The sequence below is a fragment of the Actinoplanes sp. CA-030573 genome, assembly GCF_050951115.1.
In the GTDB taxonomy this organism is placed as follows: Bacteria; Actinomycetota; Actinomycetes; order Mycobacteriales; family Micromonosporaceae; genus Actinoplanes.
The window spans coordinates 6,722,932-6,735,945 of the sequence record NZ_CP192038.1 but is presented as its reverse complement, the minus strand read 5'-3'; the positions used below and the strand labels follow the sequence as shown (position 1 = coordinate 6,735,945).

The following is a 13,014-nucleotide window of genomic DNA, read 5'->3' as shown; positions in this document are numbered from 1 at the left end:
CCGGTCAGACCAGCCGGAGCCGGCGGGCCGCGACGCCGACCTCGACGCGCTGACCCCAGGTCAGCTCCAGCGCGTCCGACTCGAGGCCGTCGGCGAAGACGACCAGCCGCTCGGACTCGCCGGTCAGCTCGATCCGCTCGCCGGCGCCCAGCACCCCGGCGACCAGCCGCACCCCGGTCGCCGGCGAGGGCCACGCCTCGCGGACGAACCAGCACAGCGCCTGGTCCGCGGGCGCCGGCGCGGGCGGGGCGACCGCCCGCGACCCGGCGATCGAGGCGCACCAGCCGGTCGCGCCGGTCCCGGTGCCGACGATCAGCCCCGACGACGACTGCCGCTCCCGATCGCCGCCGGGCACGCTCAGCACGTAGCGCGCCGACTGGTGGCTCGGGTGGCCCACGAAGATCTCGTTGAGGCCGTAGAGCTCCTGGCCGTCGTCGAGCCGGGCCACGACCATGGTCCGTTCCTGGGCCGCCGGCGCGGTCAGCAGCCCGGCGACCGCGGCCGCCCGGTGCCGGACCAGGACGCCGGCGTTGCGGCCGGGCTCGGGGTCGACGCCGATCACCGGCTGGCCGTCCACGTACTTCGCCACGTTCGCCACCAGGCCGTCCTGGCCGACGGCGACCACCACGTCCTCGGGCGCGAACAGGAACCGGGGCAGGTCGGCCCGCTCGACGTGGCCGCGCCGCCAGTCGGCCGGGACGGCGGCGCCGACCTCGGTCAGCGCCGCCTGCAACGCCTCGTGCCGGGCGGTGACCTCGTCCAGGTCGCGGCCGCGCTGCTTCAGGAAGTAGGCGGCCGCGCCCCGGGTGCCGTGCCGGGCGAGCAGCTCGTCCAGCTCGCTGCGCCGCGACACGACCACCACCCGCGGGGTGAGCGTGCTCATCCCAGCCGCCCGACCAGCTTGGCCAGGATGTCGGGGGTCACGGTGAGCTCGTTGATGTCCGGCACGTGGCCGGCCAGCTCCTTGAGGGCGAGCGCCTGCAGCACCGCCGGGTCGACGTCGCGGTAGGCGGCCAGGCGCGCGGTCTCGGCCTCGGCCTCGGCCAGGCCGACCGCTCGCGCTCCGGCGGCGCGGGCCTCATCCCGTACGCGATCGGCATCGGCTTCGGCCGCGGCCATCAACCGTGCCCGGTCCGCCGCGGCCGTCGCCGCCACCTCCTGCCGTTCCGCCTCGCCGCGCGCCGCGACCAGCTGCCGTTCGGTCTCGCCGCGTGCCGTCACCAGCTGGGCATCGGCGTCGAGCTCGGCCCCGCGCCGGGTGTTGGCGCCGCGCTGCTCGACCAGCTGCTGCTCCCGCCGGGCCAGCTCGATCTTGCTCTGCAGCTCGTTCTCGGCGATCGCGCGCTCCTGCTGCACCGCGTTCGCGCGGCGGGCGTACGTCGCCCGGTCCGCCTCCTGCTGCACCTGCTCGCGGGTGGGGGTCTGGAGCGCCCGCTCGAGGTCGGGCTCGGGCCGGATCGCCACCACCCGGGCACTCACCACGGTCACGCCGGTCTCGGTCAGCCGCGGGTCGGCCGCCAGGGCGTCGGCGACCGACTGCCGCACCGGCGCGATGCCGGTGGTCAGCGCCTCGGCCAGCGGCAGCCGGGCGAGCAGGTCGAGCGCCGGCTGCTGGGCCAGCTCGGCCAGCAGGGTCGCGACCTGGTCGAGCGGCTGCCCCTTCCACCGGCCGCGGTAGGGGTCGATCGAGAAGTCGAGCCGGCCGGCGGCCGCGGCCGGCTCGCTGAACCGGTAGGTCACCGTGGCCTGCACGGTCACGTCGGCGAAGTCCTCGGTGCGGGCGTGGAAGAGCAGGGGCAGCTCGCGGTCGTCGACCGGCACCTCGGACAGCACCGCGGTGAGCGGCCGGTACCAGAAGGAGAGCCCGGTGCCGGCCCGCTTGGTCTTCCCGCCGACGGTGTGACTGACCCAGCTGGTCGGCGCTCCGCGCAGGTGCCGGAGGTGCAGGCGTCGTGTCACGTCAGCCATGTCGTGCCGTCCTTTCCTTTAACGTCACAGTGACGATAAAGGGTGCGAGTTATTATCGTCAACATGACGCGAAACACGGCGGCGGTCACGGTGGATCTCGTGCTGCTGACCATCCGGGAGGGCGCACTGCAGGTGCTGCTGATCCGGCGCGGTATCCCGCCGTTCGAGGGGCGGTGGGCGCTGCCGGGCGGGTTCGTGCTGCCGTCCGAGACCCTCGACGCGGCGGCCGCGCGCGAGCTGCGCGAGGAGACCGGGCTCGATCCTCTGTCCGGGCACTTCGAGCAGCTTTCGACGTACGGCGATCCCGGCCGTGACCCGCGGGGGAGGGTCGTGACGGTCGCCTACCTGGCCCTGCTGCCCGACCTGCCGGCGCCGACCGCGGGCAGCGACGCGGCCGGGGCCGAGTGGCGGCCGGTGTCGTCGGCCGGGGAGCTCGCCTTCGACCACGCCCGGATCCTGGCCGACGGGGTCGAGCGGGCCCGGGCCAAGCTCGAGTACACGCCGCTGGCGACCGCGTTCTGCCCGCCCGAGTTCACGATCGGCGAGCTGCGCGCGGTCTACGAGACGGTGTGGCGCACCCGGCTGGACCCGCGCAACTTCCACCGCAAGGTGACCGGGGCCTCGGGCTTCGTCGAGCCGACCGGGGAGACGGTCATCCGGGAGCGGGGCCGCCCGGCGCAGCTCTACCGGCGCGGCACCGCGACGCTGCTGCACCCCGCGTTGCTGCGCCCATGAGGAAAGGGGGCCGGCGGCCCCCTTTCCTCAACTGCGGGTGATCAGTGCTGGCCCGGCCGGTGGCCGTGCCCGTGGCCGTGGCCCTGGCCCTGGCCCTGGCCCTGGCCCTGCGGGCCGGCGTTGCGCACGACCGGCAGCACCAGGTTGACCCGGGCGAACTGGGTGCGGGCGTGCCGGCCGCAGTCGGTGTACGACAGCGCCGCCTTGAGCACCTCGAACCCGCTGGTCCGGCGCATGGCGTTGACCCGGATCGTGGTGACCCCGGTGCGGCCCGGGCGCAGCGTGTCGCCGGTCCGGAACGTGGTGGTACGGCCCGGGCGCAGGTACGAGACGGCCACCGAGCGGCCGCCGTCGACCGACACGCGGGCGTCGCAGACCGGCCGGTCCGTACGCCACGCGATGTTCACCCAGCTCGGCATGTTCGCCGTGACCGGGGCGAGCCGGGTGGTGACCGGCTGCGGCCCGCGGGGCGCGGCGGCGGCCGGGCCGGCCGTCGCCAGGGCGGCCGCCGAGCCGGCCGCGCCGACCAGGGCGACCGCGGCCAGGGCCTTCGTCATCTTCTTGCTCATCGCATGACCTCTCTGTTGGTCTCGCTTCCGATAGGTCTGACGTTAAGCCGCAAATCGGTCATACCGCGCGACGCACGCGCGGCGATTCCGGCAATAAGGACGAAACGCCTAGACGGCCATAGCCGAACGGATGAGGGGAGCGGTGAGGCGCTACCGTTCCGGGCAGCCTTGACCGCTACCCGACCCCGAAAGGGCCGCAGGCCGATGACCACGACCCTCGGGTCTCCGCCCACCGAGGCGCCCAAGCGCGCCCGATCCGTGCCGCAGACCGTGGGTGGGGTGATCGCGGCCCTGGTCGCGCTGGCCTCGATCGGCGTCACCCTCCGCGCGCAGCTCAACGGCGATGTCACGTACGCGCTCGGCGGCATCGAGACCGCCGGCAAGGGCGGGGTGAGCATCTGGGACGTCTTCATCGCCCGGCCCGTCGTCTACAAGCTGCTGATCGGCTGGATGGACGACTTCCGCGCGCTCTTCGTGGCCGACGAGCGGGTGGTGGTCCAGCAGACGCTGCTGCGGGCCGAGGCCTGGGTGCTCATCGCCGGCGTGGTGGCGGTCCTCTACTTCGGGGTCCGCCGGTTCCTCGGCGCCGCGGCGGCCACCGGCATCGCGGTCGCGACCGGCCTGGCCCTGGTCGTCGCCCCGCCCTGGCACTTCCTCGAGCCCGACTGGGTCGCCGCGCTGGCCGGCGTGCTCGCGGTCGGCGCCGCCTGCGCGCCCCGGCGGGACTGGCTCGGCGGCGTCCTCGGCGGCGTGGCCGCCTGCCTCGTGGTGGCGGTGAAGCTCGCGACCTTCCCGGTCGCGCTGCTGGCCCTGCTGATCGTGGCCGTGCTCGGCCGCCGCCGGGCGATCTGGGCGTCCGGCATGACCGCCCTCGCCGTCGCCGTCTGGTACGTGCTGACCAAGCAGCTGCTGCCCTGGGAGTGGATCTGGCTCGCCGACCAGGCCGCCCTGGTGCAGGATTCGCCGATCCACCACGGCATCCGCTGGGAGGACATCCACCACCTGCTGATCGGCGTCGCCAACGTGGCGATCCTGAGCCCGGTGGTGGTGCTGGCGCCGGCCGCCGCCGTCGTGCTGGTCCGCCGCGCGCCGTCCGGTCGCGGCCGGTGGATCGGGGCCGGGGTCGCCGTCGTCGCGGCCGGCCTGTCGGTGGCCTCCGCCTACGGTCAGGGCGAGTTCTACATGTACCACTTCGCGATCGTGCCGATCCTGGCCGCCGGCGTGTGGGGCGCCGCCTACGCGCTGGTCCCGGCCGCCCGGCTCCCCCTGGCGATCATGACGCTGCTCGTGGCCGTGTCGTGCTACCTGCTGCTGCGCCGCCCGGCCGGCTGGCGGCTCGCCCATGCCGACGAGACGGCGATCGTGATCGGCCTCGTCGCGGTGGTCGCGGCCCTGGTGCTCGCCGGGCTCGGCTCGGGCCGGCGCCGGGTGCCGGCGGCGCCCTGGGCGGTCGGGCTCGTCGCGCTCTGTGCCGCGCTGGTGCCGGCCTCGATGCCGGGCGCGCCGTACGCGTTCAGCTCGTACGACTACGCGATCTACAACAGCGGGTGGAACGGCCACGCGTTCGCCGACCTCAGCCGGCGCCTCGGCCGGGACACCCCGGTGCTGTACCTGACCTTCGGCTCGGTCAACCAGGCCATGGGCAACCCGACCAGCTGCCGCTACCCGTCACCGCAGTGGTTGCAGCGCGGCGCCGGCATCCTCGAGGTGCGCACGTACCGCAGCTACGCCGACAACCTCAAGTGCCTGACCGGCGACCAGGATGCGAAGTACCTGGTCTGGCAGCCCAAATGGTTCAACATCGGCCGGTCGAGCCCCGAGGTCCGCGCGCTGATCGCCCGGCGCTTCAACTGCGACCCGTCCGCCCGGCTCCCGGCGCCGCGGGACTACGTGGTCTGCCCGGCGCGCGGCTGACCCCGCCGGCCTCAGCGGATCACGGCGACCGGGCACTTCGCGTAGGCCGCGACGTGCTGGCTCACCGAGCCGAGCACCAGCCCGGCGAAGCCGCCGTGACCGCGGACGCCGACCACGAGCAGATCGGCGTCCGTCGACTCCTCGATCAGCACCTTGGCCGGCCGGCCCTGCTTGACCTGGGCCTGGACGGCGAGCGGCGGCTCGTCGCCGAGCTCCTGCCGGATCAGCTGGACCAGCTGGTCGGTGGTGCTCTGGCTCGGCTCCGGCACATAGTGCTCGGAGACCGTGACGCTGCCCGCCGGCGGCAGCAGCGTGTGCTCCCAGACATTGATCACGAACAGATTGGCGCCGTGGTCGGCGGCCTCGGCCGCGGCCCAGGTCAGCGCCCGGCGGCTGCCGGTCGATCCGTCGACGCCGACCACGATGGTCTTCCACTTGTTCATCGCCGTCTCTCCCTCCGCGACGCGCCGGGACGATTCCCGGAGTATTGCACGAGTTCACCGCCGGTAAGAGATCGAAAACTCTGAGTTGCGAGAGCCGCGAGACCGATTTAGCGTCGAGACGGGACTATGACGTAGATCACTTCGTCGAAGGGGTCGCCATGACCACCACGACACCGGAAGTCGTCGCCGAGACCGGCGCGGTGGACCGCAAGCCGCTGATGACCGGCGCCGCGATCCTGATGATGAACCTCGGGTTCTTCGGTGTGCAGTTCAGCTTCGGTCTCACCCAGTCGGCGGTGAACCCGCTCTTCTTGCTGATCGGCGCGAACCCCGACCAGCTGCCGATCCTCAACCTCGCCGGGCCGGTCACCGGGCTGATCATCCAGCCGCTGATCGGCGCGATCAGCGACCGCACCTGGAGCCCGCGCTGGGGGCGGCGGCGTCCGTTCGTGACGGCCGGCGCGATCCTCTGCGCGATCATCCTGTTCGTCTTCCCGTTCGTCGGCGTCCTGTGGATCGGCGTGCTCTGCTTCTGGCTGCTCGACGCCGGCAACAACACCTCGATGGAGCCGTACCGGGCCTTCATCTCCGACCGGCTGCCCAAGTCACAGCTGGCCCGGGGCTTCCTGACGCAGAGCATGTTCACCGGCGCCGGCGCGGTGCTGGCCAACATCTCGCTCTTCCTGCTCCAGAAGGTCTCGGCGCTGGAGAAGACCGCGGGCAACGGCGTCCCGTACTGGATGTACGTCTGCTTCATGATCGGCACGGTCTGCATCCTCGCCACCGTGCTGACCGCGATGGCGCGGACCCGCGAGCTGACGCCGTCGGACGAGGAGCTGGCCGAGATGCGCGCCGCGCCGAAGGGCCTCGGCGGCTTCGTGCACGACATCTCCGACGCCGTACGCACGATGCCGGTGGCCATGCACAAGATCGGCGTGGTGTTCCTCTTCCAGTGGTACGCGATGTTCATCTACTGGCAGTTCCTGGCCGTCAGCCTCGGCGAGACGGTCTTCGGCGCCAATCCCGAGCAGGGCGGCCCGGCGTGGGACAGCGCCATCGCGTGGAGCGGCCTGATGAACGGCGCCTACAACTTCGTCACCATGATCTCGGCGCTCTTCCTGGTCGGGTTCGCCCGGCGGATCGGCGCCAAGCGGGTGCACGCGATCGCCCTCGCGCTGGGCGCGGTGGCGCTCTCCTGGCTCGCGCACATCACCAACCAGTACGTTGCCCTGCTCCCGATGATCGGCCTGGGCATCTTCTGGGCCAGCGCGGTCGGCATCCCGTACCTGATGGTCGCCAGCATGGTCCCGGCCAAGCGCACCGGCGTCTACATGGGCATCCTGAACATGATGATCGTCGTCCCGATGCTGATCGAGACGGTGACCTTCGGCTGGATCTTCAAGCACTTCCTGGACGGCAAGGGCTCGAACGCGATCCTGGTGGCCGGCGTGCTGATGGGGATCGGCGCGGTGGCGATGCTGTGGGTCAACCCGCCGGACGAGGCCGACGAGTCCCCGATCGTGCCGCTGGGAGCAAGGCGGAGCATCAGCGTGTACGACCGGGTGGTCGTGGGCTCCGACGGCACACCCACCAGCCTGTACGCCGTGGACCGCGCCGCCGAGGTGGCACAGGCCGCCCAGGCCAAGCTGGTGGTGGTCACCGCCTACCGCGACGGCGGCGAGCAGTCCGAGGCCCAGGCCGCCGGCCTGCACCGCGACATCTTCGGCGCCGACGCGGCCCGCGACGCGCTGGCCAAGTCGGTGACCGGGCTGACCCGGGAGCGGGCCCGCTACATCGAGCAGCGCCTGGTGGCCGGCGACCCGGCGCAGGCCCTGCTCGACACCGTGGGCAACGATCCGGCGAACCTGATCGTGGTCGGCAACCGCGGCCTCGGCGCGAGCCAGGGCCAGCTGCTCGGCTCGGTGCCGGCCGGCGTCGTGCGCAACGCGGTCTGCGACGTGCTCGTGGTGCAGACGTCCGCGCTCGACGAGGACCGGATGTTCGCGGCCGCCGACAAAGTCCGGGACGAGGCCGGCGCGGCCGGCGCGGCCGGCGTGGCCGGCCGGACCGGCCCGACCGCCACCCCCGGCGCCGACACCCCCGACACGGTGAGTGACGTCTAGTCGACGGGAGTCTTCCGATCAAGTCACCTCCGGACAACCATGGGTGTCCGGAGGTGACGGGGGATGGTCTTCCTCTATGTATTTGTCGTGGTCGTCTTGTCGGTGTGCGCGGTCTCCGTCTGGTCGAAAGTCGTCCGGGAGCCGGCGGCCGCACGTCCGTGGCGCACCACGCCGGTGACACCGACGCAACGGGCGAGCGCCGAGGGCGTCCTGGCCGCCCAGCTGGCCGCCGGTGAGATCACCGAGCGTCAGTACGTGACGGCCATGGAACGCCTCGCCGCGAAGGAGGCCCGCTCCGGATAGGCGAGAAACACGCGGCCTAGGGGCGGCTCAGGGGCACCACGTCCGGGGCGCCGAGGCGGGCGGCGTCGGCGGTCTCGTCGTCGGGTTGCTCCTGGGAGCGCCGCTCGGCCTCGACCCGCAGGCGGTAGTTCTCCACCTCGCGGGCGGTCTGCTCCTCGGTCCAGCCGAGCACTCCGGCCACCAGCGACGCGGCCACCGGCGCCGCGGTCACGCCCCGGTCGAAGGTCTCGATCGAGATGCGTGTCCGCCGGGTCAGCAGGTCCTCCAGGTGGCGGGCGCCCTCGTGACTGGCCGCGTAGACGAGCTCCGCGCGCAGGTAGTCCTCGGCGCCCTCGACCGGGCCGGCCAGGTCGGGATCGGCCCGCACCAGGTCGAGCACCTCGGTGACCAGCGTGCCGTAGCGGCCGAGCAGGTGCTCGACCCGGGCCACGTGCAGGCCCGACTCGGTTGCCAGCACCCGGCGCCGGTTCCACAGCGCGGTGAAGCCTTCGGCGCCGAGCAGCGGCACGACCTGGGTGCAGGACGGCGGGACCGACCGGCCCAGGTTGTGCACGCAGGCGTCCACGGCGTCGCGGGCCATCACCCGGTACGTCGTGTACTTGCCCCCGGCGACCACGACCAGCCCGGGCTGCGGGCTGCCGACGGTGTGCTCGCGCGACAGCTGCGACGTCGACTCCGACTCGCCCGACAGCAGCGGCCGCAGCCCGGCGTAGACGCCCTGCACGTCGGCCCGCGACAGCGGCGAGACCAGCACCGAGTTCACGTGCTCGAGCAGGTAGTCGATGTCGGTGCTGGACGCCGCCGGATGCGCCTTGTCCAGCGCCCAGTCGGTGTCGGTGGTCCCGATGATCCAGTGCCGGCCCCACGGGATGACGAAGAGCACGCTCTTCTCGGTGCGCAGGATCAGCCCGGTCTTGGACTGGATCCGGTCGCGGGGCACGACCAGGTGGATGCCCTTCGAGGCCCGCACGTGGAACTGGCCGCGCTCGCCGACCAGGGCCTGGGTGTCGTCCGTCCAGACACCGGTCGCGTTGATGACCTGCTGGGCGCGTACCTCGAAGGTCCGGTCGTGCTCGAGGTCGTGCACCCGCACGCCGGTGACCCGCTCGCCCTCGCGCAGGAAGCCGACCACCTCGGCGCGCGAGGCGACGTGCGCGCCGTACGCCGCCGCCGTGCGCGCCAGGAACATAGTGTGCCGGGCGTCGTCGACCTGCGCGTCGTAGTACTGCAACGCGCCGACCAGGGACTCCTTCTTCAGGGCCGGGCACTCGCGCAGCGCGCCGCGAAGCGACAGGTTGCGGTGGTGCGGCAGCCCGCCGTTGAGCGCCATGGTGTCGTAGAGCGTGACCCCGGTGCCGGCGTAGATCCGTTCCCAGGCCCGATGCTGCAGCGGGTAGAGGAAGCGGACCGGCCGCACCAGGTGCGGCGCGAGGCGGGTCAGCAGCAGCCCCCGCTCGCGCAGCGCCTCGCGTACCAGCGCGAAGTCGAGCATCTCGAGGTAGCGCAGGCCGCCGTGGATGAGCTTGCTGGATCGGCTCGACGTGCCCGAGGCGAAGTCGCGCGCCTCGACCAGCCCGACGGACAGGCCGCGGGTGGTGGCGTCGAGAGCGCAGCCCGCGCCCACCACGCCACCGCCCACGACGAGCACGTCGAGCTCGGCGCCGGCCAGCGCGGCCAGCGCCGAGTCCCGATACTCCGGTGACAGAGCAACAGTCATGGTCAGTCCACGTCCACCCAGTCGAGAGTGCGCTGCACCGCCTTCTTCCACCGCGCGTAGCCCTCGGCGCGTTGCTCCTCGGTCGAGGCCGGCTCCCAGCGCTGCGACTCGTTCCAGTTCTCACGCAACTCGTCGGTCGACTTCCAGAAACCCACGGCGAGACCGGCCGCGTACGCCGCTCCCAGCGCCGTCGTCTCGGCCACCACCGGCCGGCTGACCGGCACCCCGAGCACGTCGGCCTGGATCTGCATGCACAGGTTGTTGGCCGTGATGCCGCCGTCCACCTTGAGCACGTCCAGGGTCACGCCCGAGTCCTGCGCCATCGCGTCGACCACGTCGCGGCTCTGGTAGCAGATCGACTCGAGGGTGGCCCGGGCGATGTGCGCGCCGGTGTTGAAGCGGGACAGGCCGACGATCGCGCCGCGGGCGTCGGACCGCCAGTAGGGCGCGAACAGCCCGGAGAAGGCCGGCACGAAGTAGACGCCGCCGTTGTCCGGCACCGAGGCCGCCAGCGTCTCGCTCTCCTCGGCCGAGTTGATCACGTGGAGCTGGTCGCGCAGCCACTGCACGGCCGAGCCGGTGACCGCGATCGAGCCCTCCAGCGCGTAGACCGGCGCCGCGTCCCCGAACTTGTAGCAGACGGTGGTGAGCAGCCCGTTCTCCGACCGGACCAGCTCGGTGCCGGTGTTCAAGAGCATGAAGTTCCCGGTCCCGTACGTGTTCTTGGCCTCGCCGGGCGCGAAGCAGACCTGCCCGACGGTCGCCGCCTGCTGATCGCCGAGGTCGCCGGTGAGCGGGACCTCCCCGCCCAGCGGGCCGGGCCACCGGGCCACGCCGTAGGTGTTGGGGTCGGACGAGGGCCGGATCTCCGGGAGCATCGAGCGCGGGATGCCGAAGAAGCCGAGCAGCTCGTCGTCCCACTGCAGCGTCTCGAGGTTCATCAGCATCGTGCGGCTGGCGTTGGTCACGTCGGTGACGTGGTTGCCGCCGTCGACCCCGCCGGTCATGTTCCACAGCAGCCAGCTGTCGGTGTTGCCGAAGATCGCGTCGCCGCGCTCGGCCGCCTCCCGGACCCCGTCGACGTTCTCCAGGATCCACTGGATCTTGCCGCCCGAGAAGTAGGTGGCCGGGGGCAGGCCGGCCTTGCGGCGGATCACGTCGCCGCGGCCGTCCCGGTCGAGGGCCGACGCGATGCGGTCGGTGCGGGTGTCCTGCCAGACGATCGCGTTGTAGTAGGGCCGCCCGGTGCGCTTGTCCCACACCACGGCGGTCTCCCGCTGGTTGGTGATGCCCAGCGCGGCCAAGTCGCTCGCCTGCAGGTTCGCCTTCTGCATGGCGGTGCGCACGACCGTCGTGGTCCGGTCCAGGATCTCGACCGGGTTGTGCTCGACCCAGCCGGCCTGGGGCAGGATCTGCTCGTGCTCGAGCTGGTGCCGGGCGACCTCGTTCCCGCCATGGTCGAAAATCATGAAGCGGGTGCTGGTCGTGCCCTGGTCCACGGCTCCGACGAAGTCAGCCACGGGTTGCCTCCACTGTCTCTCCTTCGGGCGGGGTCGGGATCCGGCCGGGCTCCTGCGGCGCCTCCGGCGGCGGCAGGAACCGCGCGATCAGTGCCTGGTACAGGCCGGCGCCCACGAGGCCGCCGACGATGGGTCCGACGATCGGGATCCAGAAATAGAGATACCCGGTCTGGTCGCGGAACGCACCGCCGTAGCCGGTGAGGAAGCTGGCGAGTCGCGGGCCGAAGTCACGGGCCGGGTTGATCGCGTACCCGGCGTTGGTGCCCCACGCCATGCCGATGGCGACCACCAGCAGGCCGATGATGAAGGGCGCCAGGTTGGCCAGCGGCGCCGTGTTGCGCTCGTCGGTGATGGCCAGGATCAGGAACAGCAGGATGGCCGTGCCGACGATCTGGTCGAGCAGGGCGCTCCAGTGCGAGACCGGCAGCACTCCGTTGCCGGGCAGGGTCGAGAACACGCCCTGCGTCTTGATCGTCAGGAAGGGGTCCTTCGCGTGCAGCACGTCGCTGTAGGTCCAGCGGACGATCAGGGCGGCGACGAACGCCCCGAGGAACTGTGCGACAGCGTAGGGGGCCACCTTGCGCCACTCGAAGCCCTTGAACGCGGCGAGTGCGATGGTGACGGCCGGGTTGAGGTGTGCGCCGCTGGTCCGGGCCGCGACGTAGACGCCGAGCGTCACGCCCAGGCCCCACGCCCAGGCGATGCTGTCGTGGTCGCCGAATCCGCCCGCGACCACCTGTGCGACGACGCCGACGCCGAAGAGGATGAGGATCATTGTCCCGGCGAACTCGGCGATCAGTTCGCCCAGCAAGCCCGGGACTCTCAGACGTTCTGCCATGTGCCCTCCTTGCTAGATGCCCCGGACGCTAGGTAGCGAGCAGGACACGGGCAATGACGGCCGTTCGGCATTGTCGAACATTGACCACGGTGGGCGTTCACGTCCTGGCATAGAGTCGAAACGTGCCCGGAACCGTGCAGTCGATCGAGCGGGCCGCCGCGATCCTGCGCCTGCTCGCCGGGGGGTCGGGGCGTCTCGCGCTGGGCGAGATCGCCCGCTCGCTCGATCTGGCGAAGGGCACCACCCACGGCATTCTGCGCACCCTGCAACATGTCGGATTCGTCGAACAGGACCGCGTCTCCGGCCGCTATCAGCTCGGCACCGCGCTGCTGCACCTCGGCACCGCCCACCTCGACATCAACGAGCTGCGTTCCCGCTCGATCAACTGGGCCGACCCGCTCGCGGCGCGCAGCGGGGAGGCGGTACGCATCGGCACCGTCCTCGACGGACAGGTGCTCGTCGTCCACCACGTCTTCCGTCCCGACGACACGTTCCAGACCCTCGACGTCGGGGCGCTGCTGCCGCTGCACGCCACCGCGCTCGGCAAGGTGCTCCTCGCGTACCGGGCCGAGGGCGCCGTCCCGCCGAAGGAGCTGGTCCGCTTCACCCGCCGCACCATCCTCTCGCCGCGCGCGCTCGCGGCCGAGCTCCAGCAGGTGCGCGACACCGGCTGGGCGCTGGAGGCCGAGGAGACCACGCCCGGCAACGCCTCGGTGGCGGCGCCGATCCGCGGCTACGGCGGCCTGGTCGTCGGGGCGATCGGCATCAACGGCCTGGTCGAGCGGATCTGCGACAGCCACTACCGCCCGCACCAGCACCTCGTCGCCTATGTCCGGGACGCGGCCCGTGCCATCTCCCAGGACCTCGGAGCTGCCCGACGCTGA

At 72.2% G+C, this 13,014-nt stretch carries 12 protein-coding genes; 5 read left to right on the top strand and 7 right to left on the bottom strand.

The features are described 5' to 3' along the window. Positions 1-4 precede the first annotated feature (4 nt). Both ACQP2F_RS31070 and ACQP2F_RS31065 read right to left on the bottom strand, forming a co-directional pair. Positions 5-883: a hypothetical protein gene (locus ACQP2F_RS31070; RefSeq protein ID WP_433293619.1), complete on the bottom strand. Its 879-nt coding sequence runs from the start codon at positions 881-883 to the stop codon at positions 5-7. Then, complete coding sequence (locus tag ACQP2F_RS31065; protein WP_433293617.1) at positions 880-1,968, bottom strand: SPFH domain-containing protein; 1,089 nt, start codon at positions 1,966-1,968, stop codon at positions 880-882. The genes ACQP2F_RS31070 and ACQP2F_RS31065 overlap by 4 nt, the downstream gene beginning before the upstream one ends. Positions 1,969-2,031: 63 nt before the next feature. Here ACQP2F_RS31065 and ACQP2F_RS31060 point away from each other — a divergent pair, with 63 nt between their 5' ends. Further along, positions 2,032-2,703, top strand: a complete 672-nt coding sequence (locus ACQP2F_RS31060) for an NUDIX hydrolase (RefSeq protein WP_433293615.1) — start codon at positions 2,032-2,034, stop codon at positions 2,701-2,703. A 41-nt stretch (positions 2,704-2,744) separates the two neighbouring features. Here the strand turns inward: ACQP2F_RS31060 and ACQP2F_RS31055 are convergent, their stop codons facing one another. Beyond that, on the bottom strand, positions 2,745-3,272 hold the full coding sequence (locus ACQP2F_RS31055) for a hypothetical protein (RefSeq protein WP_433293613.1): 528 nt from the start codon (positions 3,270-3,272) through the stop codon (positions 2,745-2,747). A 204-nt stretch (positions 3,273-3,476) separates the two neighbouring features. Between ACQP2F_RS31055 and ACQP2F_RS31050 the strand changes: the two genes are divergently transcribed. Next, positions 3,477-5,186, top strand: a complete 1,710-nt coding sequence (locus ACQP2F_RS31050; protein WP_433293611.1) for a hypothetical protein — start codon at positions 3,477-3,479, stop codon at positions 5,184-5,186. Positions 5,187-5,197: 11 nt separating this feature from the next. Here the strand turns inward: ACQP2F_RS31050 and ACQP2F_RS31045 are convergent, their stop codons facing one another. Then, positions 5,198-5,629, bottom strand: a complete 432-nt coding sequence (locus tag ACQP2F_RS31045) for a universal stress protein (protein WP_433293609.1) — start codon at positions 5,627-5,629, stop codon at positions 5,198-5,200. 158 nt (positions 5,630-5,787) lie between these two features. Between ACQP2F_RS31045 and ACQP2F_RS31040 the strand changes: the two genes are divergently transcribed. Next, on the top strand, positions 5,788-7,752 hold the full coding sequence (locus ACQP2F_RS31040) for an MFS transporter (RefSeq protein WP_433293607.1): 1,965 nt from the start codon (positions 5,788-5,790) through the stop codon (positions 7,750-7,752). Between the two features lie 63 nt (positions 7,753-7,815). Further along, entirely contained in the window at positions 7,816-8,055 is a 240-nt protein-coding gene (locus ACQP2F_RS31035) for a hypothetical protein (RefSeq protein WP_433293605.1), read from the top strand. 16 nt (positions 8,056-8,071) lie between these two features. On the opposite strand, the gene ACQP2F_RS31030 is transcribed toward ACQP2F_RS31035, so the two are convergent. The 3 genes from ACQP2F_RS31030 to ACQP2F_RS31020 are packed head-to-tail and all read right to left on the bottom strand — an operon-like array spanning position 8,072 to position 12,130. Beyond that, positions 8,072-9,772, bottom strand: coding sequence for a glycerol-3-phosphate dehydrogenase/oxidase (locus ACQP2F_RS31030; protein ID WP_433293603.1), 1,701 nt, complete (start codon positions 9,770-9,772; stop codon positions 8,072-8,074). 2 nt (positions 9,773-9,774) lie between these two features. Further along, positions 9,775-11,292 (bottom strand): glycerol kinase GlpK, encoded by a 1,518-nt coding sequence (glpK, locus tag ACQP2F_RS31025; RefSeq protein WP_433293601.1) that lies wholly within the window; start codon positions 11,290-11,292, stop codon positions 9,775-9,777. Then, positions 11,285-12,130 carry an MIP/aquaporin family protein gene (locus ACQP2F_RS31020; protein WP_433293598.1) on the bottom strand — a complete coding sequence of 282 codons (846 nt, stop codon included), beginning with the start codon at positions 12,128-12,130 and terminating at the stop codon, positions 11,285-11,287. The genes glpK and ACQP2F_RS31020 overlap by 8 nt, the downstream gene beginning before the upstream one ends. Positions 12,131-12,252: 122 nt before the next feature. On the opposite strand from ACQP2F_RS31020, the gene ACQP2F_RS31015 reads away from it, so the two are divergent. Beyond that, positions 12,253-13,014: an IclR family transcriptional regulator gene (locus tag ACQP2F_RS31015; RefSeq protein WP_433293596.1), complete on the top strand. Its 762-nt coding sequence runs from the start codon at positions 12,253-12,255 to the stop codon at positions 13,012-13,014.